This window comes from Nocardioides sp. Z21_20 (assembly GCF_059766585.1).
Window position 1 is genome coordinate 248,175 of sequence record NZ_JCBAJX010000001.1, and the last position, 19,675, is coordinate 267,849.

A 19,675-nucleotide genomic window follows, 5' to 3' on the forward strand; every position below is an offset into this window, starting at 1 on the left:
TCCACCAACAAACAGTCAAGCCTGACTTTTTCTACCCCCGAGTCGGCGTGAACTCACGACGTACGACCCGCGAGTCGGCGTGAACTCACGTCATATGACCCGCGAGTCGGCGTGAACTCACCACGTACGACGCCCGAGTCGGCGCAAGTTCGCACTGAGTCACAGCCAGGTGGCCCGAGTTCACGACGACTCGGTGCCCGTGGGCTGCGAGGTCACGCCGAGTCAGCACCCTGGGGAGGCGAGTTCACGCCGACTCGGCGGCCTGAGCGCGCGACTTCACGCCGACTCGGCGGCCTGAGCGCGCGAGGTCACGCCGACTCGGGGGGCTGAGCGTGCGAGTTCACGCCGAGTCGGCGCAAGAGGACGTCGCGGGGTGAGCGCAGCCACTAACCTGTGCCACGTCGGCCGACCGGGCCGATGCAGGCCGCATACGCAGGAGACACCCTTGTCGCAGTACGGAAACCCGCCCCAGGACCCCTACGGCCAGAACCCGTCACCGTACGGCCAGCCGCCGCAGCAGGCTCAGTCGCCGTACGGCCAGCCGCCGCAGCAGGCTCAGTCGCCGTACGGCCAGCAGTCGCCGTACGGCCAGGCGCCCGGCTACGGCCAGCAGCCCGGTCAGCCCTACGGCCAGGCCCCCGCCTACGGCTCGCCCTACGGCCAGCAGCCGTACGGCGCCGGCCAGGGCGCCTACGCCACGTGGGGGCAGCGGGCCATCGCGACGCTGTGGGACCTGCTGATCATGTGGCCCGCGTGGGTCCTGACGAGCATCGGCTATGTGCTGTTCATCGCCGCGATGACCACCGCGGAGACGAACTCGTACGGCGAGGTCACCGAGCCCAACCTCCCGCTGCTGATCGTCGGCCTCCTGCTGCTGGCGGCCGGGATGATCGTGGGAGTCGTGATCTGGGTCCGCAACTACATGATGCGCCAGGGCCGCACCGGCGCCAGCTACGGCAAGGCCAAGGTCGGGATCAAGCTGATCCGCGAGCAGGACGGCCAGCCGGTCGGCGCCGGCATGGCGTTCGCGCGCTACCTGCTGCACGGGGTCATCAACCAGGCCTGCTACATCGACTACCTGTGGCCGCTGTGGGACGCGAAGAAGCAGACCCTCACCGACAAGATCCTCAACACCGTGGTGGTCCAGGCGCCCGAGCAGCGCTGACCCCACCGAGAGCAGCACCGACACACCACCACGCCGGGCGGCGGCGTCGAGCCGGAACAGGCCGACGCCGCCGCCCGCCGCGTCCGAGAGCACTGGGAGACCCCGCCACATGGCCCGCAGCATCCTGATCACCGGCGCCAGCTCCGGACTCGGCGCCGAGATGGCCCGCCAGTTCGCCGACCTGGGCTACGACCTGGCGCTCTGTGCGCGCCGTACCGATCGGCTCGAGGAGCTCCGCGCGGAGATCCTCGCCGCGCATCCGCAGCGCCGGGTCCTGATCCGCGCCGTCGACGTCACCGACGACGAGTCGGTGTTCGCGGGCTTCCGTGACTTCCACGCCGAGCTCGGCCGGATCGACCGCATCGTGATCAACGCCGGCCTCGGCAAGGGCGCGCCCCTGGGCACCGGTCGCCAGGGCGCGAACCGGGAGACCGCGATGACGAACTTCGTCGGCGCCCTGACCCAGGCCGAGGCGGCGATGGAGGTCTTCCGCGCTCAGCAGGCCGGGCACCTGGTGATGGTGTCCTCGCTCTCGGCGGTGCGCGGGATGCCCAAGTCGATGACGACGTACGCCGCGACGAAGGCCGGGGTGGCGCACCTCGCCGAGGGCCTGCGCACCGAGCTGCACGGCACCGCCATCAAGGTCTCGGTGATCTACCCGGGTTACATCGCCTCGGAGATGAACGAGCACGTCGCCCAGCGCCAGCCGCTGATGGTGTCGACCGAGAAGGGCGTGCGGGCGATGGTCGCCGCGATCGAGAAGGAGAGGCCCTCCGCCCACGTGCCGCCGTGGCCGTGGGCGCCGCTCTCGGTGGTGATGCGGCATGCGCCGCTCACCGTGTTCAAGAGACTGATCTGAGCCTCCGGACTCCGGTGCGTCGACATTGGGGCCGACAGTGCCCTGAAAGTGCCACACTCTCCAGATGAGGACCAGCGGCGTCTCCGGCACATGGACCAGGTGTCCAGTAGTCGGACGACGCCCGGCGAGGGTGACGTGAGCGCCGCGGACGACGCGACCGGACCGTTCGCAGGCGACGGCGCACTGGAGGCCGCCCGTGCCCACTATGCGCGGCGCCTCTCCCGGCCCGAGGGCCTGGAATCGCTGAACCGGCTCACCGAGCGGGCGGCGCGGCTGCTGCGGGCCGGCTCCGCGCAGGTGTCGCTGATCTCCGACGTGCAGAGCGTGATGGCCGGCGTCGGCGCCGGCGTGGACGCCGTCGGCGAGCAGTCTGCGACCATCGACTCGCTGTGCCGGCTGATCGTCACCGACTCCGCGGCCCTGCAGGTGAGCGACGCAGGCACCGACGAGCGGGTGCGTCACCTGCCGCCGGTGGTCTCCGGCCTGGTTGGCTCCTACCTGGGCGTCCCGCTGGTCGCGGACGGTCACCCGGTCGGCGCGCTCTGCGTCTACGACGCCTCGCCCCGCGACTGGAGCGACGCGGACGTGGCGCTGCTGGAGCTGCTCGCCGGACCGGTGGTGGCCGAGCTCGAGCTCGCGGCCCTGGTCGCGACGTACGACGAGGAGCGGCTGGTCTGGCAGCTCGCCGTCGACGCGGCCGGCGTGGGCGCCTTCGACTGGGACCTGGGCTCCGGCGAGCTGCGCTGGGACGAGCGCCTGATCGAGCTCTTCGGCGTGCAGCGCTCGGCCTTCGCGGGCACCATGGAGGCCTTCGACGAGCTGGTGCACCCCGAGGATCGGCCGCGCCTGCACCGGGCGCTGCTGGAGGCGATCTCGAGCTGCGGCGTCTTCAGCGTCGACTACCGCGTCGTGCTCCCCGACGCAGGCGTGCGCTGGATCAGCGCCCGCGGACGCGCCCTGGCCGGCCCCGAGGGGACCGCGGTCCGCGTGCTGGGCGCGGGGATCGACACCACCGCCGCCCAGGAGGGCGAGGCGCTGGTCACCCGCGTGCTGGACGCCATGCCCACGGCCTTCTTCCACCTCGACCGTGCCTGGCGCTTCACCTACCTCAACGCCGAGGCCCAGCGCCTGCTCGGCGTCAGCCGGGCCGAGGCCATCGGCAGCGTGCTGTGGGAGCTCTTCCCCCGGATCGAGGGCAGCGACTTCGAAGAGCACTACCGCAAGGCGATGGAGACCCGGGAGGCGGTGTCGTTCGAGGTCTACTACGCACAGCCGCTGGAGAGCTGGTTCGAGGCGCGTGCCTGGCCGACCTCCGACGGGCTCTCGGTCTACCTCCTGGAGACCACCGACCGGCGGCTCGCCCAGGACACGGTCGCCCGCGGCACCCGGCGCGCCGAGCTGCTCGGAGACGTGACGGCCGCCCTGACCGGGACCTTCGACCCGGTGGAGGCCGTCGGGCGCCTGGCCCAGCTGATCGTCCCGCCGGTGGCCGATTGGTGCCTGGTCACCCTGGTCGAGGACTCCGCGGCCGGGCACGGGGACTGGCGCCGCGGGCTGCGCGACGTCGGCTGGTGGCACGCCGCCCCGGAGCTCCGCGACCTGGTCGAGCGCTACACCCAGGTGCGCATCCCCGCCCTCACCGACGCCTCCTTCGTCGCCCGCGCGCTGGACCAGCAGGGCACGGTGCTGGTCGCCGAGCACGCGGCCGCCCAGATCGCGCAGGTGCTCACCGCGGGAGAGGCGCGCGACCTGTGCCTGCGCCTGGACCCGAGCTCGGCCGTGGTGATCCCGCTGCGCGCACGCGGGCGGACCCTCGGTCTGCTCTCCGCGTTCCGCGGCCACGCCCGCGCGCAGTTCGCACCCGACGATCTGGCCACCCTCGAGGAGGTGGCCGGCCGGGCCGGCCTGGCCCTGGACAACGCCCGCCTCTACGTCCAGCAGCGCGAGCTCGCCGAGACGCTCCAGCGCAGCATGATGACCGCGCCGCCGCAGTCGGAGGACCTCCAGGTCGTGGTGCGCTACGTGCCCGCGGCGGAGGCGGCCCAGGTGGGCGGCGACTGGTACGACGCGTTCCTGCAGGACGACGGCTCGATGGCGATCGTGATCGGCGACGTCGTCGGTCACGACACCGCGGCCGCGGCGGCGATGGGTCAGCTGCGCAGCCTGCTGCGCGGCATCGCGGTCACCACCGGCGCCCAGCCCGCCGAGGTCCTGCGCCGGGTCGACGAGGCGATGTCGTCCCTGCAGATCGACACCACCGCGACGGTGCTCCTCGCGCGCCTCGAGCAGACCCCCGCCGAGCGCGCGGCCGGGACCGCCCGGCTGCGCTGGGCCAACGCGGGCCACCCGCCGCCGCTGGTGGTCCAGCCGGGGAGCGGGCCGGCCGCGGTGCTGTGGACCGACTCCCCCGACCTGCTGCTCGGGCTCAACCCGCACGTCGCGCGCGCGGAGGCGGTCCGCACCCTGGCGCGCGGAGCCACCGTGCTGCTCTACACCGACGGGCTCGTCGAGCGGCGCGGTCAGAACCTCGACGACGGCATCGACCAGCTCGCCAGCGTGCTCACCGAGCTGATCGACGAGGACCTGCCCCTGGACCAGATCTGCGACGAGCTGCTGCGCAGGCTGCTGCCCGAGCGCCCCGAGGACGACGTCGCCCTGGTCGCCGTACGGCTCCCCCTCGACGACTGACCGCCCACGCGGCCGCGCCGCTCAGGAGCGGCGACGCCGCCACGCGGCGAGCGCGCCGGTGCACCACAGCGCCCACAGCACCAGCACCGGCTGGAAGACCAGCCGCACCGCGCGCTTGGCGTCGGTGTCGAGCCCGAAGGCGTCCTCGCCGGTGAGGTACTGGCTGATGTTGCCGGGGAAGATCACCACGAAGAACGCCGCAAGCAGGAACCCCAGCTGCACCCGGCGCCGGCCGCGGGCCGCCACCAGGGCCGCCCCGATGGCGAGCTCCACCACCCCGGAGGCGTAGACGATCGCGTCGCGGGCGGGGAAGAACGGCGGCACCTGCGCCCGGAACTCCTCGGTGCGGGCCAGGTGGCCCACCCCGGCGATCAGCATCACCGCCGCCAGCGCGAATCGGCCGACGGTGCGCGGCGCACCATCGGCCGACGACGGGGCCAGGTCGGCACGCGAAGAGGTCATGGCGCCGACGCTAGCCGGTCAGCGGTAGGTGAGCGTGCCGCCCTCGAGGTGGCTGTGCTCGTTGAAGGTCACCAGCGTGGTGCCGCGGCGCCCGACCACCACCTTGCTGACCCCGGAGTTCACCGCCACCGTGTTCAGCCGCGCCCAGGCCGCCGCGTAGGGGGCCGGCCCCTCCCCACTCTCCCAGTCGTTGACCAGCGCGATCGTGCTCCACGCGATCGGCCCACCCGAGGTCACCACCAGCACGGTGCCGCTCGCGGAGACCCGCTCGACCACCCGCTCCAGGGCGCGCACCACCCGGTCGGTGAAGGCGGCGAACGGCTCGTGGTACTCCGCGTCGTGGTCCCCGGAGGACCAGCGCCGCATGGCGGCCTCGAACCACGCCTGGAACTGCCGGCGGTCGAGCTCGTCCTCGAGCGTCTCGTCGTGGCGGGCGAGCACCGCCAGGTGGTCGTACTCGTCCCACGCGCCGTCGACCTCGACCGGGACGTCCCAGCCTGCACCCTGCGCGATCGCCTCGACCGTCTCCCGGTGGCGGCGCATGTCGCCGCGGACCACCAGATCGGGGCGGACCCCGCGCGCCGCGAGCGACTTCCCCAGCAGCCTGCCCTGCTCCCAGCCCAGCGGCGAGAGCACGTCGTAGTCGTCGGTGCCCCACGAGGCCTGGCCGTGGCGCACCAGCAGCAGCGAGCCCATCAGAGCCCCAGCAGGGCGCGGCAGCGGGTCTCGAGGTAGCCCACCGCGGGGCCGAACGTCGCGAAGGCCTCGTTGGTGGTCTGGCCGTGGAAGTAGCGGTAGTGGATCTGCTGGGCGATCACCGCGACCCGGAACAGCCCGAAGACCTCGTAGAAGAGCCACTGCTCGGGCGTCACCGTGCGCCCGGTGCGCTCGCCGTACGCCGCGACGACCTCGGCGCGCGTCCACATCCCTGGCGCCGTGGTCGGCTGGCGCCGGAAGGCCTGGAAGAAGTCGTCGTCCCCGGGCTCCACCCAGTAGGCCAGCGCGCCACCGAGGTCCATCAGCGGGTCGCCCACGGTGGCCAGCTCCCAGTCCAGCACCGCGACCACCTGCAGCGGGTCGTCGGCGTCGAGCACCAGGTTGTCGAAGCGGAAGTCGTTGTGGATCAGGCAGCTGGCGACGTCGTCGGGCCGGTGGCCCTCCAGCCAGGCGATCACGTCCTCGAAGTCGCCGACATCCTCGGTGCGCGCCCGCCGGAAGCGGCCCGACCAGCCGCCGACCTGACGCTCGACGTACCCCGGGCCGCGGCCCAGCGACTCCAGTCCGGCGGCCTGCACGTCGACGGCGTGCAGCTCGACCAGCACGTCCAGGGCGTTCGAGCACAGCGTGGAGGCGTCCGCGGGTGACAGCGCGGCGGGCGGGTCCTTGCGCAGGATCGTGCCGGCCACCCGGTCCATCACGTAGAACGGCGCGCCGAGCACGCTCTCGTCCTCGCACAGCGCCACCATCCGCGGCACCCGGGGGAAGACCGGGTGCAGCGCGGCCTGGAGCCGGAACTCGCGGGCCATGTCGTGCGCCCCGGCGGCCTTGGTGCCGACCGGCGGGCGGCGCAGCACCAGGTCGCGCTCGGGGTAGCGCAGCAGGTAGGTGAGGTTGGAGGCTCCGCCGCCGTACTGGCGCACCTCGGGGGTGCCGGCCAGCTCGGTGCGGTCCCCCGCTGCGTGCTCGCGCAGCCAGCCGGCGGCGGCGGCCACGTCGAAGGCGTCCTCCTCGCGGAGGCCGCGGGTGGGGTTTCCCTCGTCATGGCGCACGGTCACGCGCTCATTGTGCGGCACCTCACCCGGCTGCGGAGCGGATGGTCCACAAATCGCACGACGCGGCGCCGGACCCCCACAGGGATCCGGCGCCGCGTCGGGTGAGAGGCGATCAGGCGGGGAAGGACTCGCCCTTCGCCACCAGGTCGCGCAGGTACGCCGTGGGGCGGAACCGCTCGCCGTAGGCGTCGGCGAGCTCGTCGGCACGCTTGACGAACGCGGCCAGCCCGATCTCGCCGTCGGCGGCCACGTAGCCGGTCATGAACTGCGCGGCGCCACCGGTGTTGGCCGGGAAGCCGATGCCCATGATCGAGCCGATGTTGGCGGCCGCCGCGGAGGTGATGACCCCCTCCTCGAAGCACTTGGCGGTCTCGATCGCCTCGACGAACAGCAGCCGGTCCTTCATGTCCTGGAAGGGGATCTGCTGCTCGGCGACGGGGAACCGCTCGGCCAGCCCGGGCCACAGGCCCAGCCGCTTGCCGGACTCGTCGTACTCGTAGAAGCCGGCGCCCTCGAGGCGGCTGGAGCGGCCCAGCTCGATCATCGTGGCGACCACGTCACCGGCCGGGTCCTCCGGCAGCGTGATGCCGTCGCGCTCGGCGGCGTCGGCGGTGGCCTTGCGGATCTTGGCCATCAGCTCCATGTTGAGCTCGTCGGAGAGCTGCAGGGTGCCGACCGGGTAGCCGTCCTGCGTCGCGGCCCGCTCGATGCTGACCGGGTGCATGCCCTCGTTGAGCATCGCCAGGCCCTCGTTGACCATCGTCCCGATCACCCGCGAGGTGTAGAACCCCCGGCTGTCGTTGACCACGATCGGCGTCTTGCGGATCTGCTGGACCACGTCGTAGGCCTTGGCCAGCGCCACGTCGGAGGTCTCCTTGCCGCGGATGATCTCCACCAGCGGCATCTTGTCGACGGGCGAGAAGAAGTGCAGCCCGATGAAGTCCGCGGGACGCTCGACGCCCTCGGCCAGCTCGGTGATCGGCAGCGTCGAGGTGTTGGAGCACAGCAGCGCGTCCGCGTTGACGTACGGCATCACCTCGGCGAACACCTTGCTCTTCAGCGCCGGGTCCTCGAAGACCGCCTCGATCACCAAGTCGCAGCCGGCCAGGTCGGCGGGGTCGGCGGTGGCGGTGATCCGGCCCAGCAGCTCGGCCTTCTTCTCCTCGGTGCTCTTGCCGCGCGAGACGGCCTTGGTGAGCAGCTTCTCCGAGTAGGCCTTGCCCTTCTCGGCGTTCTCGGCCGAGACATCCTTGAGCACGACCTCCATCCCGGCGCGGGCGCAGGAGTAGGCGATGCCGGCTCCCATCATCCCGGCGCCGAGGACGCCGACCTTGGTGGCCTGGAACGGCTCGATGCCGTCGGGGCGCAGCGAGCCGGAGTTGATCGCCTGCAGGTCGAAGAAGAACGCCTGGATCATGTTCTTCGCCTGCTGGTTGACGATCAGGCTGGTCAGGTAGCGCGACTCGATGCGCGAGGCGGTGTCGAAGTCGACCTGCGCGCCCTCGACCGCGGCGCTCATGATCGCGCGCGGGGCGGGGTAGAGCGCGCCCTTGGTCTGCTGGCGCAGCAGGGCCGGGAACGCCGGCAGGAAGCCGGCGAGCTTGGGGCTGGCCGGCGTGCCGCCGGGCATCTTGTAGCCGGCGCGGTCCCACGGGTTCTGGGCGGCCTCGGGCTCGTCCTTGTGGGCGAGGACCCACGCCTTGGCGGCCGGGAGCAGCTCGTCCTGGCTGGCGACGAGCTCGTCGATCAGCCCCTTCTCCTTGGCCTGGGCGGGCTTGAACTGGGTGCCGGGCAGCAGCACGTCCATCAGCGCGCTCTGGATGCCGAGCATCCGCACCACGCGGGTCACCCCGCCGCCGCCGGGCAGCAGGCCCAGCGTCGACTCGGGCAGGCCGATCGGCGTCTTGTTGTCGTCGACGGCGATGCGGTGGTTGGTGGCCAGGCAGATCTCCAGGCCACCGCCGAGCGCGGCGCCGTTGATGGCGGCGACGACCGGACGCGGGTAGAGCTCGAGGCGGCGCAGGCCGGCCTTGATGGTCTCCGCGGACTCGAGCACCGACTGGGCGTCGTCGGGGCCGGCCTGGACCATGTTCTTGAGGTTGCCGCCGGCGAAGAAGGTCTTCTTGGCGCTGGCGATCACGACGCCGACGACGTCGTCGACCTCGGCGTAGAGCCGATCGACCGCCTCGTCCATCGACCTCTGGTAGAGCTCGTTCATCGTGTTGGCGCGCGCGGTGGGGTCGTCGAGGGTCAGCGTGACGATGCCGTCGGCGTCCCGGTCGTAGCGGACCGCGGTCTGGGTCTCAGTGCTCATGGATGCGTGTTCCTTCTCAGTCCGGGCCGGGTCAGACAAGTTCGACGATGGTGGCGATGCCCATGCCGCCGCCGACACAGAGCGTGGCGAGGCCGCGCTTCTGCTCGCGACGCTCGAGCTCGTCGATGAGGGTGCCGAGGATCATCGCGCCGGTGGCGCCCAGCGGGTGGCCCATCGCGATGGCGCCGCCGTTGACGTTGGTGATGTCGGCGGTGATCCCCATGTCGCGCATGAAGCGCATGGCGACCGCGGCGAACGCCTCGTTGATCTCGAACAGATCGATGTCGGAGACCTTCAGCCCCGCCTTGGCCAGCGCCTTGCGCGCGGCCGGTGCCGGACCGGTGAGCATGATCGTCGGGTCGGCGCCGGAGACCGCCGTGGCGATGATCCGGGCGCGCGGGGTGAGGCCGAGGTCGGTGCCGACCTGCTCGCTGCCGATCGCCATCAGCGCGGAGCCGTCGACGATGCCCGAGGAGTTGCCGGCGTGGTGGACGTGGTCGATCCGCTCGACCCAGTGGTACTTCTCCAGCGCGACGTCGTCGAAGCCGGCCTGCTGGCCGATGTCGGCGAACGACGCCTTGAGCCCGGCCAGGCTCTCCACCGAGGTGCCGGGGCGGATGAACTCGTCGTGACCGAGGACGGTGAGGCCGTTGAGGTCCTTGACCGGGACCACCGAGCGGGCGAAGTAGCCGTTGGCCCACGCCTTGGCGGCGCGCGCGTTGGACTCCGCGGCGAACGCGTCGACGTCCTCGCGCGACCAGCCCTCGATGGTGGCGATCAGGTCCGCGCCGATGCCCTGCGGCACGAACGAGGTCTTGAAGGCGGTGGCCGGGTCGGCGGCCCAGGCGCCGCCGTCGGAGCCCATCGGGACCCGGCTCATCGACTCGACGCCGCCGGCGAGGATCAGGTCCTCGAAGCCGCCACGCACGCGCGAGGCGGCCTGGTTGACCGCCTCCAGCCCCGAGGCGCAGAAGCGGTTCAGCTGGACGCCGGCGACGGTGTCGGGCAGGCCGGCGGCCAGCGCCGCGGTCTTGGCGATGTCGCCACCCTGGTCACCGATCGGGGAGACCACGCCGAGCACGACGTCGTCGATGCGGTGCGGGTCGAGGCTGGGGTTGCGGGTCTGGAGCTCGTCGAGGAGGCCGACGACGAGGTCGACCGGCTTCACCTCGTGCAGCGAGCCGTTCTTCTTGCCCTTGCCGCGCGGCGTACGAATGTGGTCGTACACGAATGCTTCTGCCATGAGGGGTCCCTTGCGTGCTGGAAGACTGTGCCTGCCGATTGTGACACTATTACTGTCACCGTCAAGGCGCCGTCCGTCCAGTGTGGCGTGCGCCACAACCGCGCCACTGCCCTAGCGAAGAGCTTCAGGAGACCCATGGGCGACTCTGTCCCCACCAGCCCCGCCCCTACCGACCTGTACAGCCTCGACGAGCTGACCCAGCGCGTGGGGATGAGCGTGCGCAACGTCCGCTTCTACACCACCCGCGGCCTGGTGCCCCCGCCGATCCGCCGCGGCCGCTCGGGCTACTACACCGCCGACCACGTCTCCCGCCTGGAGCTGGTCCAGGAGCTGCAGAGCCACGGCTTCACGCTGGCCGCGATCGAGCGCTACCTCGCCGCGATCCCCGACTCCGCCGGTCCCGACGACATCGCGCTGCACCGCACGATGCTCGCCCCCTGGCAGAGCGAGCCGCCCCTGGAGATGCCCCGCGCGGAGCTGGACCGGCGCGCCGGGCGCACCCTGTCCGAGGAGGACCTCTCCACCCTGGAGGCGCTGCAAATCGTGACTCCCGGGGAGCCGGGGTGCTTCCGGGTCGCGGTCTCGCAGCTCTCGGTCGGGCTGGGCCTGCTCGACCTCGGCTTCCCCACCGCGGCGGCCCTGGCCGCGGCCGAGGTGTACGCCGCGCACGGGCGCGCGGTCGCCGAGGAGCTCGACGACCTGTTCCGCACGATGGTGTGGCCGCTCTACAAGGAGTCCGGCGTCAGTCCCGAGCGGCTGCGCGAGATCGTCGAGCGGCTCAAGCCGCTGTCGGTCTCCAGCCTGGTCGCGGCCTACGAGGCGGCGGTGGACGAGAAGAAGCGCCAGGCGATCGACCGCCGCGCGCGCTGAGGGCGGGCCTCGGTCAGCTCTTGGCTGAGCTCTTGGCTGAGCTCTTGGCTGCGCTCTCGGTTCCGCCCTGGGTCAGGGTGGCGAAGTAGTCGGGCACGTACGTCGCCTGCTCGCGCGGCGGCCGCTCGTAGCCGGTGGGCGCGGGGCGCTCGGGCAGCTCGAGCTGCGGCAGCGTGATCTCGGTGTAGGGGATCGTGGAGAGCAGGTGGGCCATCATGTTCAGCCGGGCGCGCTTCTTCACGTCGCCCTCCACGACGAACCACGGCGCCTCGGGGATGTCGGTGTGCACCATCATCTGGTCCTTGGCGCGCGAGTAGTCCTCCCAGCGGGTGATCGACTCCAGGTCCATCGTGGAGAGCTTCCAGCGCCGCAGCGGGTCGTCGAGGCGCGAGCGGAACCGGCGCTGTTGCTCCTGGTCGCTGACCGAGAACCAGTACTTGCGCAGCAGGATGCCGTCCTCGACCAGCATCCGCTCGAGGATCGGGCACTGGTGCAGGAAGCGGTGGTACTCGGTCGGTGTGCAGAAGCCCATCACCTTCTCGACGCCGGCGCGGTTGTACCAGGACCGGTCGAAGAAGACCATCTCCCCCGCGCGGGGCAGCTGGTTGAGGTAGCGCTGGAAGTACCACTGCCCGCGCTCGCGCTCGGTCGGCGCCGGCAGCGCGACGATCCGCGCGACCCGGGGGCTGAGGTACTGGGTGATCCGCTTGATCGCGCCGCCCTTGCCGGCGGCGTCGCGGCCCTCGAAGATCACCACGATCCGCTTGCCCTCGGCCCGGGTCCACTCCTGGACCTTGACGAACTCGGCCTGCAGCCGCGCCAGCTCGGCCTCGTAGACCGAGTTGGGGAGCTTCGCGCCGCTGTCGACATCCATGAACCGAGGCTAGCGACCCGAGCCGGATCGCGCGCCCCCTCGCGGGCCTAGGCTCGCCGTGTGGAGAGGCAACGACTGGTACTGATGGCCGACACCCACCTGCCCAAGCGGGCCCGCGACCTGCCGGGTGAGCTGTGGGAGGCGGTGGCGGCGGCCGACGTCGTGGTGCATGCCGGGGACTGGGTGGAGCCGGCGCTGCTCGACGAGCTCGAGGCCCGCTCGCGGCGGCTGGTGGGGGTCTACGGCAACAACGACGGCGCCGAGCTGCGCCGGCGACTCCCGGAGGTGGCGCGCGCGACGCTGGGCGGGGTGCGGTTCGCCGTGGTCCACGAGACCGGCGACGCCCAGGGCCGCGAGCGACGCTGCGCCGCGGCGTACGACGACGTGGACGTGCTGGTCTTCGGCCACAGCCACATCCCCTGGGACACCACGACCACCACGGCGTCGGGGACGCCGCTGCGTCTGCTGAATCCGGGATCGCCCACCGACCGGCGCCGCCAGCCGCACTGCACCTACCTCACCGCGACCGCGGTGGAGGCTCGCCTCGAGGACGTCGAGCTGCACCGGCTGCCGCCGCGCTGAGCCGGCGCCGGGCTCTGCGGGGGGTCCGCGGGTATCACCGCCGGTTCACATTTTCAACACAGCGGCTAGCGTCCAGTTATGACAGCGGACGGGGTCTTTCTCATCGGTGGGCTCTGCCTGCTACTCGCCGTGGTGCTGCCCTCGGTGCTCCAGCGCTTCGCGCTGTCTTCGCCGATCGTGTTGGCCGGCGTCGGGTTGCTGCTCGGGCTGACCCCGCTGCTCGAGGGCTTCACCTTCAACCCCGGTGACGAGGCCGACCGGGTGGTGATCGAGCACGTCTCCGAGGTGGCCGTGCTCGTCGCGCTGATGGGGGTGGGGCTCGCGCTCGACCGGCCGCTGAACCTGCGGTCCTGGCGGTCGTGGGGACGGTGGTCGGCCGCCTGGCGCCTGCTGGGGGTGACCATGCCGTTGACGATCCTCGCGGTGGCGGCCCTCGGCTGGTGGGCCGGCGGGCTGTCCCTGGCCGGCGCCGTGCTGCTCGGCGCCGTACTCGCCCCCACCGACCCGGTGCTCGCCTCCGACGTCCAGGTCGGCGGGCCGGCGGTGACCCAGGACGCCGACGAGATGGAGATCCTGCCCGACCACCAGGACGAGGAGGGCCACGAGCACGACGAGGTCCGGTTCGCCCTGACCGCCGAGGCCGGGCTGAACGACGGTCTGGCCTTCCCCTTCGTCTACCTCGCCATCCTGCTGGCCGCCGGCGGGTTCGCGTTCTCCGACGCGGTGCACTGGTTCGAGTGGTACCTGGTCGCCAAGGTGGTCCTCGGCGTCGCAGCCGGCCTGGTCGTCGGCTGGCTCCTGGGCAAGGCGACCTTCCGGCTGCCCAACAAGGACCTCCGCCTGGCCGAGCAGGGCGAGCCGCTGGTGGTGCTCGCCGCGCTGCTCACGGCGTACGGCGCCTCGGAGCTGCTCGGTGGCTACGGCTTCCTCGCGGTGTTCACCTGCGCGATGACGCTGCGCGCCCAGGAGCGTGGCCACGAGTACCACCGCGCCATGCACGAGGTGGTCGACCGCCTGGAGCGGCTGCTCACGCTGGTGATCCTGCTCTTCCTCGGCATCGAGATGACCAACGGCCTGCTCGCCTACCTCGACGTGTGGGGCGTGCTGGTCGGGGTGGTGACGATCTTCGTGATCCGGCCGCTGGCCGGGCTGATCGCCCTGAGCGCGACCTCGGGAGGCCGCGACCGGGTGGGCGAGCTGACCGTCCCGGAGCGCCGCGCGGTGGCGTTCTTCGGGGTGCGCGGGATCGGCTCGATCTACTACCTGGCCTACGCCACCGGCGAGGCGAACTTCCCCGAGGCCCCGTGGCTGTGGTCCACCGTGGCCTTCACGATCGTGCTCTCGGTGCTGGTCCACGGCGTCACCGCCAAGCCCTGGATGGCCCGCCTCGACCGCGCCCGCGAGCGCGCCACCCCCTGACCCCCCACCCCCTCCCAGCCCCACCCCAGCCCACCCCCACCCCCACCCCCGCCGACCCGTCACTCCCTCGACCAGACACGCCGGTTGTGACCGCGCCAGTGACGGCTCGGCGAGGGGAGCGAGCGGTCGGCGGGGCGGCGGTCCGGGAGTTCCTGGGCGGTTTGCCCGGGCGCGGACCGGGCACCTGAGGCCCAGACCTAGCGAGCGAAGGAGGACTCGTGCCCAGCAAGAAGGGTGAGGGCAAGCCCGGGTCCAGCGTCAAGGACGAAGGGCTCTACGGGAAGCTGCGCGACGAGGGCAACAGCAAGGAGAAGTCGGCGCGGATCGCCAACGCCGCCGCCAACAGCTCCCGCTCGAAGGTCGGGCAGAAGGGGGGCAGCTCAGGCTCCTATGAGGACTGGAGCGTGAAGGACCTGCGCAAGCGCGCCGGCGAGCTGGGCATCGAGGGCCGCTCCAGCATGAAGAAGAGCGATCTCGTCGACGCCCTGCGCCACCACTAACGGACCGCGACCCGTCACTCGCTCATCCAGAGACGGCGTGTCTGGTCGAGCAAGTGACGGGTCGCGGGGGGGTGCTGGTGGTGCTGGGGGCCTAGTGGTGCTGGGGGCCTAGTGGTGCTGGGGCCTGGTGGTGCTGGGCCTGGTGGTGCTGGGGCCTGGTGGTGCTGGTGCTGGTGGGCCCTTGGTGCTGGTGTGGGGCTGGGTCAGCGGACGCCGCGGCTGAACGACGCGGCGCTGTGGCCGCCGGTCTTGCCGGCCGGGCGGGACGTCGAGCGCTGTCCGCCGCCCGCGCGAGCGCCACCGGCGGGCTTCGCGCCCGACTTGGCGGCCGGCTTGCCGGCCGAGGCACCGCTGCGGGCACCCGAGGCGCCACGACCGCCGCCGGCAGCGGCGGTGCCGGAGCCACCGCGTCGGCTGCGGTTGCGGCCACCGCTGCTCTTCGCGCCGGTGTCCGAACCGCCACCGCGCCCGGCAGGCTGCACGGGAACGTCGAGGACGAGACCGCCGGGGACGACCTGACGCTCGCCCGGGGCCAGCTTCACCAGGATCGGGTGAGCCGGTCCGTCGAGCCGGGTCGTGGTCGGCTTGATGCCGGCCGCCCGGGTCAGGTCACGGACGTCGCGGACCTGGTCGCTGGTCATCAGCGTCACCACGGTGCCCGCGGCGCCGGCGCGCGCCGTACGACCGGAGCGGTGCAGGTAGGCCTTGTGCTCGACCGGCGGGTCGGCGTGGATGACCAGGGCGACGTCGTCGACGTGGATACCGCGCGCGGCGATGTCGGTCGCGACCAGCGTCGTGGCCTTGCCCTCGTGGAAGGCGGCCATGTTGCGGGTACGGGCGTTCTGGCTGAGGTTGCCGTGCAGCTCGACGGTGGGTACGCCGTTCTTGTTGAGCTGGCGGGTCAGGGCCTTGGCGCCGTGCTTGGTCCGGGTGAAGACGACCGTGCGACCGGGCGCGCTGGTCAGGTCGACCAGCACCGGGACGCGGTGGTCGCGCTCCACGTGCAGCACGTGGTGGTCCATCGTCGAGATCGGCGACTGGGCCGAGTCGGCCTCGTGGGTGACCGGGGAGTGCAGGTACTTCTTGACCAGCACGTTGATGGCACCGTCGAGCGTCGCGGAGAACAGCAGCCGCTGACCGTTGGTCGGCGTCTTGTCCATCAGCCGGCGCACGGCGGGCAGGAACCCCAGGTCGGCCATGTGGTCGGCCTCGTCGAGGATCGTCACCTCGATGTCGGCCAGCGAGCAGTGGCCCTGGTTGATCAGGTCCTCGAGGCGGCCGGGGCAGGCCAGCACGATGTCGATGCCGCGACGCAGGCCCTGGACCTGCGGGTTCTGACCCACCCCGCCGAAGACGGTCTGGGTGGACAGGCCGTTGGCCTTGGCCAGCGGCTCGAGGGACTCCTGGATCTGGCCGACCAGCTCACGGGTGGGGGCCAGGATCAGCGCACGCGGGGCGCCGGCGCGGGGCTTGCGGCCCGACGTCACCAGGCGCGCGACCAGCGGCAGCAGGAACGCGTAGGTCTTGCCGGAGCCGGTACGGCCGCGGCCCAGGACGTCGCGACCCGCGAGGGAGTCCGGCAGCGTCGCGGCCTGGATGGGAGTGGGGGAGGTGATGCCCAGATCCGCCAGGATCCGGGTCAGGTCCGCGGGGACGCCGAGCTCGGAGAATCCGGCAGCGTTCGCGGTGCGGGCAGAGGCGGGTGCAGCAGAAGACAAGAGAATGTCGCTATCCGTTGGTGTGTCTCACCAAGCCGTCCCGTCGGCGACGGGAACAACGAAAGCGTGCGCTCACGGGCCGGAGCCCGGAAGGCGGCGTCACATCACCTGGAAGGCGGTACGCCGACAGCCCGAGGCAAGACTGGACGGGCTGCTGGATCCAACCTAGCGCAGCCGACAGGGCCGAACCGCATCACCGGACCCTCCCGCGCGGCGGGAGTGGCGCGGATCACGACCGGCGCACCGGTGCGGAGGGGGCGGATCAGGCGTTGGGGCGCAGGTGCAGCCAGGGACGGTCGAGCTGGAAGGCGCGACCGGTGATCGTGGTGGGGGTGATCTCCACGACGTTGTACTTGTGGGTGCCGATCCACGGGCGCAGCGGCACGTTCTCCGCGCGGTGCTCCTCGTCCTCCTCCAGGCGCCGGGCGCGGCCGCGGACGACGACGCTGGTCGCCTCCTTCTCGCCGTACCGGTCGATCTCGAAGGCGACCTCCCCGTGCATGATCACGCTCAGCAGCTTCTCGCCGCCGGAGGTGCGGAACAGGATGGTCTTGCCGTCGACCGCGTAGTTGATCGGGACGATGTGCATCTCGTCGGTCAGCCGGAAGGCCAAGCGCCCGAACTCGTCACCGCGCAGCAGCTCCCAACAGCGCTCTTCGGTCAGGTGCGTGGTGACGTCCTCGTCGATGCCCATGGTGCCCTCCAGGAGGTTCGGGTCGAGCGATGTTCCGTGTACGACGGTAACCGGGTACGCAACCACTCACACGGGCCGATGGTCCCGTCGCCCGGCGGACGACCCGGCGGACGACCCGGCGGACGACCGGGCGGACGACCCGGCGGGCGGGTCAGAGCGTGAAGAGGACCAGCATCAGGATCGCGGTGATCACGAGCGAGACGAGGACCGAGCCGGCGCAGCCGAGCCGATTGCTGAAGAACAGGAACACCAGGGACCTCCGGGTACGGGCGGGGCGGCATCGGCCCCACCGAGGACACCCGTGGTGCCCCGTGCCGCACCTCGCAAACCGCGACGTCGCGCAGGACACATCCGCCGGCACCCCAGGGGCAGGGCGCTCAGCCGGTACGGCGCTCGGGCCGGGCTGGTCAGCGGGCGAAGAGCTCCACGAACCGGGCCAGCAGCCGCGGCGGCTCGGTGACCGTCGCGGCGCGGGCCCGGCGCTGCAGCTCGTCGGCCTCGGGCGGGTCGAAGTAGCCGTGGTGGCGGTAGACCTCGATGCGGGTGCACAGCCCCTCGTCGTCCAGCTCCGGGTGGAACTGGGTGGCGTAGACGTTGCGCCCCAGCCGGAAGGCCTGCACCGGGCAGCTCGGCGAGGTGGTCAGCAGCACCGCGCCGTCGGGCAGGCGGCGCACGGCCTCCTTGTGCCCGAGGAACGCGTCGAACGAGGCGGGCAGGATCCCGAAGAGCGCGTCGGCGCGGCCGGCCTCGGTCAACTCCATGCGCACCGCCCCGATCGGCTCGCCGTACGTCCGGTCGACCACGCCGCCGTGCAGGCTGCCGAGCGTGCCGATGCCGTAGCAGGCGCCGAGGAAGGGGAAGTCGTCGGCGACCGCGCGCAGGCTCAGCGCGCGCAGCTCGGCCTCCACCCGGACCTGTGCGGCCGACTTGGACTCGACGGGGTCGCTGACGTTGAACGGACCGCCGCCGAGGACGACCCCCGAGAAGCGGTCGAGGTCGACGTCGCCGAGCTCGTCGCGCTCCACGCGCACCCGGTGTACGTCGCGCTCGGCCAGGCCGGCGCAGCGCAGGATCGCGGCGTACTCGTCGTCGGCGGCGCTGTCCTCGGCACGGATGCCGAGGAAGAGGAACGGTTTCACGCCGCCATGCTGACAGTTCACGCCGACTCGGCCGCAGGCGGGCGCGAATTCACGCCGACTCGGCGCCGGACGGGCGCGAGTTCACGCCGACTCGGCGCTCAGGGCTGGACGGCGGCGCCGGACTCGATGAGGGCGTCGACGTCGGCCACGCCCCAGGCGCTGAGGGCCTCGCGGGTGTGCTCGCCGGGGCGGGCCGCGGGCGGGGCGCCCAGCGTGGCGCGGGTGCGCGAGAAGCGGGGCGCGGGCGCCGGCTGCAGCACGCCCTGGTGCTCGACGAAGACCTCGCGGGCGGCCATGTGCGGGTGCGTGGCGGCCTCACTGAGCGGGATGATCGGCGCCACGCAGGCGTCGGTGCCCTCGAACACCTCGGCCCACTCGGCCTGGGTGCGGGTGAGGAAGGCGTCGGTGATCATCTTGCGCAGGTCGTCGCCGCGCTCGGCGTCGAAGCGGTCCGGCGCGGACTCCTCGATGCCGAGCAGCCGCACGAACTCGGCGTAGAACTGCGGCTCCAGCGCACCCACCGACATGTGGCGGGCGTCGGAGGTCTCGTAGATGTCGTAGTAGGGCTGGCCGCCGTCGAGCAGGTTGGCGGCCCGCTCCTCCCGGAAGGACCCCGAGGCCAGCATCGCCGAGCCCATCGCGTTGAGGTGGGCGGTGCCGTCCACGATCGCGGCGTCGATGACCTGGCCCTGGCCACTGGTCCGGGCCTCCAGCAGCGCCGCGAGGATGCCGATCACCAGGTACGTCGAGCCGCCACCGAAGTCGCCGATGAGGTTGGCCGGGAAGTGCGGGCGGGCCTTGTCCTGACCCATCCCGTGCAGGGCGCCGGTGATCGAGATGTAGTTCATGTCGTGCCCGGCGGCCTTGGCCAGCGGGCCGTCCTGGCCCCACCCGGTCATCCGCCCGTAGACCAGTCGCGGGTTGCGCTCCAGGCACACGTCGGGACCCAGGCCGAGCCGCTCGGTGGTGCCGGGGCGCATCCCCTCGATCACCACGTCGGCGCCCTCGATCAGGTCGAGCACGACCGCGATCGCGGCGGGGTCCTTGAGGTTCAGCGCGACGCTGGGGCGCCCGCGGTTGAGCAGGTCGGTCGAGCCCCCGGTCAGCGCCTGGCCGCCGGGACGCTCGACGCGGATCACGTCCGCACCGAGGTCGGCGAGGATCATGCAGGCGTGCGGGCTGGGCCCGATGCCGGCGATCTCGACGACCTTGACGCCCTGCAGCGGGCCGGTTCCCTGACCGAGTTCATAGCTCATGGCGCGATCATGACAGGTGAACTGTCACGGTGGCAGGCCTCGGTCCGACGTGCGGGACGTCACAGCCCCGGCCGGCGACGGAGCGCTCAGCGCGACCGCGTCCCGGGGTCCGGCCCGCGT

At 72.1% G+C, this 19,675-nt stretch carries 17 protein-coding genes; 7 read left to right on the forward strand and 10 right to left on the reverse strand.

Features of this window, described 5'->3' with window-relative positions; genetic code table 11:
* Positions 1–445: 445 nt before the first annotated feature.
* The 3 genes from AC6EH9_RS01310 to AC6EH9_RS01320 all read left to right on the forward strand — a co-directional run bounded on the left by AC6EH9_RS01310 (position 446) and on the right by AC6EH9_RS01320 (position 4,712).
* Entirely contained in the window at positions 446–1,165 is a 720-nt protein-coding gene (locus tag AC6EH9_RS01310; RefSeq protein ID WP_498419797.1) for an RDD family protein, read from the forward strand.
* Between the two features lie 109 nt (positions 1,166–1,274).
* Positions 1,275–2,024 carry an SDR family oxidoreductase gene (locus AC6EH9_RS01315; RefSeq protein ID WP_498419799.1) on the forward strand — a complete coding sequence of 250 codons (750 nt, stop codon included), beginning with the start codon at positions 1,275–1,277 and terminating at the stop codon, positions 2,022–2,024.
* Between the two features lie 135 nt (positions 2,025–2,159).
* A complete protein-coding gene (locus AC6EH9_RS01320) occupies positions 2,160–4,712 on the forward strand; it encodes a SpoIIE family protein phosphatase (RefSeq protein ID WP_498419801.1) in 2,553 nt (850 codons plus the stop codon).
* Positions 4,713–4,733: 21 nt separating this feature from the next.
* On the opposite strand, the gene AC6EH9_RS01325 is transcribed toward AC6EH9_RS01320, so the two are convergent.
* The 5 genes from AC6EH9_RS01325 to AC6EH9_RS01345 form a co-directional block, all read right to left on the reverse strand.
* A complete protein-coding gene (locus tag AC6EH9_RS01325; RefSeq protein ID WP_498419803.1) occupies positions 4,734–5,174 on the reverse strand; it encodes a DoxX family protein in 441 nt (146 codons plus the stop codon).
* An 18-nt stretch (positions 5,175–5,192) separates the two neighbouring features.
* Positions 5,193–5,870 carry a histidine phosphatase family protein gene (locus tag AC6EH9_RS01330; protein WP_498419805.1) on the reverse strand — a complete coding sequence of 226 codons (678 nt, stop codon included), beginning with the start codon at positions 5,868–5,870 and terminating at the stop codon, positions 5,193–5,195.
* The gene (locus AC6EH9_RS01335) at positions 5,870–6,949 is read right to left on the reverse strand and encodes a phosphotransferase family protein (protein WP_498419806.1); all 1,080 of its coding nucleotides are present in this window, start codon (positions 6,947–6,949) and stop codon (positions 5,870–5,872) included. Before AC6EH9_RS01335 ends, AC6EH9_RS01330 begins: the two co-directional genes overlap by 1 nt.
* 109 nt (positions 6,950–7,058) lie before the next feature.
* Positions 7,059–9,260: a 3-hydroxyacyl-CoA dehydrogenase NAD-binding domain-containing protein gene (locus AC6EH9_RS01340; protein ID WP_498419807.1), complete on the reverse strand. Its 2,202-nt coding sequence runs from the start codon at positions 9,258–9,260 to the stop codon at positions 7,059–7,061.
* Between the two features lie 31 nt (positions 9,261–9,291).
* The gene (locus AC6EH9_RS01345; RefSeq protein WP_498419808.1) at positions 9,292–10,503 is read right to left on the reverse strand and encodes an acetyl-CoA C-acetyltransferase; all 1,212 of its coding nucleotides are present in this window, start codon (positions 10,501–10,503) and stop codon (positions 9,292–9,294) included.
* 135 nt (positions 10,504–10,638) lie between these two features.
* Here AC6EH9_RS01345 and AC6EH9_RS01350 point away from each other — a divergent pair, with 135 nt between their 5' ends.
* Positions 10,639–11,373: a MerR family transcriptional regulator gene (locus tag AC6EH9_RS01350; RefSeq protein WP_498419810.1), complete on the forward strand. Its 735-nt coding sequence runs from the start codon at positions 10,639–10,641 to the stop codon at positions 11,371–11,373.
* A gap of 13 nt (positions 11,374–11,386) precedes the next feature.
* Here the strand turns inward: AC6EH9_RS01350 and ppk2 are convergent, their stop codons facing one another.
* Complete coding sequence (gene ppk2 / locus AC6EH9_RS01355; protein ID WP_498419812.1) at positions 11,387–12,247, reverse strand: polyphosphate kinase 2; 861 nt, start codon at positions 12,245–12,247, stop codon at positions 11,387–11,389.
* 60 nt (positions 12,248–12,307) lie between these two features.
* Between ppk2 and AC6EH9_RS01360 the strand changes: the two genes are divergently transcribed.
* The 3 genes from AC6EH9_RS01360 (at position 12,308) to AC6EH9_RS01370 (ending at position 14,748) form a co-directional block, all read left to right on the forward strand.
* A complete protein-coding gene (locus AC6EH9_RS01360) occupies positions 12,308–12,829 on the forward strand; it encodes a metallophosphoesterase family protein (RefSeq protein WP_498419814.1) in 522 nt (173 codons plus the stop codon).
* A gap of 78 nt (positions 12,830–12,907) precedes the next feature.
* Positions 12,908–14,248: a cation:proton antiporter gene (locus AC6EH9_RS01365; protein ID WP_498419815.1), complete on the forward strand. Its 1,341-nt coding sequence runs from the start codon at positions 12,908–12,910 to the stop codon at positions 14,246–14,248.
* A 218-nt stretch (positions 14,249–14,466) separates the two neighbouring features.
* On the forward strand, positions 14,467–14,748 hold the full coding sequence (locus AC6EH9_RS01370) for a DUF7218 family protein (RefSeq protein ID WP_498419817.1): 282 nt from the start codon (positions 14,467–14,469) through the stop codon (positions 14,746–14,748).
* A 203-nt stretch (positions 14,749–14,951) separates the two neighbouring features.
* Here the strand turns inward: AC6EH9_RS01370 and AC6EH9_RS01375 are convergent, their stop codons facing one another.
* The 4 genes from AC6EH9_RS01375 to AC6EH9_RS01390 all read right to left on the reverse strand — a co-directional run bounded on the left by AC6EH9_RS01375 (position 14,952) and on the right by AC6EH9_RS01390 (position 19,555).
* A complete protein-coding gene (locus AC6EH9_RS01375; protein ID WP_498419819.1) occupies positions 14,952–16,466 on the reverse strand; it encodes a DEAD/DEAH box helicase in 1,515 nt (504 codons plus the stop codon).
* A 262-nt stretch (positions 16,467–16,728) separates the two neighbouring features.
* A complete protein-coding gene (locus AC6EH9_RS01380) occupies positions 16,729–17,160 on the reverse strand; it encodes a pyridoxamine 5'-phosphate oxidase family protein (protein ID WP_498419821.1) in 432 nt (143 codons plus the stop codon).
* 407 nt (positions 17,161–17,567) lie between these two features.
* Positions 17,568–18,299 carry a glutamine amidotransferase gene (locus AC6EH9_RS01385; protein ID WP_498419822.1) on the reverse strand — a complete coding sequence of 244 codons (732 nt, stop codon included), beginning with the start codon at positions 18,297–18,299 and terminating at the stop codon, positions 17,568–17,570.
* A gap of 98 nt (positions 18,300–18,397) precedes the next feature.
* Positions 18,398–19,555 (reverse strand): CaiB/BaiF CoA transferase family protein, encoded by a 1,158-nt coding sequence (locus AC6EH9_RS01390; protein WP_498419824.1) that lies wholly within the window; start codon positions 19,553–19,555, stop codon positions 18,398–18,400.
* Between the last annotated feature and the right edge of the window lie 120 nt (positions 19,556–19,675).

Bases quoted from the DNA above. Each gene is read 5' to 3' on its own strand.
- AC6EH9_RS01345 (WP_498419808.1), bottom strand. From the start codon at position 10,503: ATGGCAGAAGCATTCGTGTACGACCACATTCGTACGCCGCGCGGCAAG.
- AC6EH9_RS01350 (WP_498419810.1), top strand. From the start codon at position 10,639: ATGGGCGACTCTGTCCCCACCAGCCCCGCCCCTACCGACCTGTACAGC.
- AC6EH9_RS01325 (WP_498419803.1), bottom strand. From the start codon at position 5,174: ATGACCTCTTCGCGTGCCGACCTGGCCCCGTCGTCGGCCGATGGTGCG.
- AC6EH9_RS01315 (WP_498419799.1), top strand. From the start codon at position 1,275: ATGGCCCGCAGCATCCTGATCACCGGCGCCAGCTCCGGACTCGGCGCC.
- AC6EH9_RS01365 (WP_498419815.1), top strand. From the start codon at position 12,908: ATGACAGCGGACGGGGTCTTTCTCATCGGTGGGCTCTGCCTGCTACTC.
- AC6EH9_RS01380 (WP_498419821.1), bottom strand. From the start codon at position 17,160: ATGGGCATCGACGAGGACGTCACCACGCACCTGACCGAAGAGCGCTGT.
- ppk2 (WP_498419812.1), bottom strand. From the start codon at position 12,247: ATGGATGTCGACAGCGGCGCGAAGCTCCCCAACTCGGTCTACGAGGCC.
- AC6EH9_RS01340 (WP_498419807.1), bottom strand. From the start codon at position 9,260: ATGAGCACTGAGACCCAGACCGCGGTCCGCTACGACCGGGACGCCGAC.
- AC6EH9_RS01330 (WP_498419805.1), bottom strand. From the start codon at position 5,870: ATGGGCTCGCTGCTGCTGGTGCGCCACGGCCAGGCCTCGTGGGGCACC.
- AC6EH9_RS01390 (WP_498419824.1), bottom strand. From the start codon at position 19,555: ATGAGCTATGAACTCGGTCAGGGAACCGGCCCGCTGCAGGGCGTCAAG.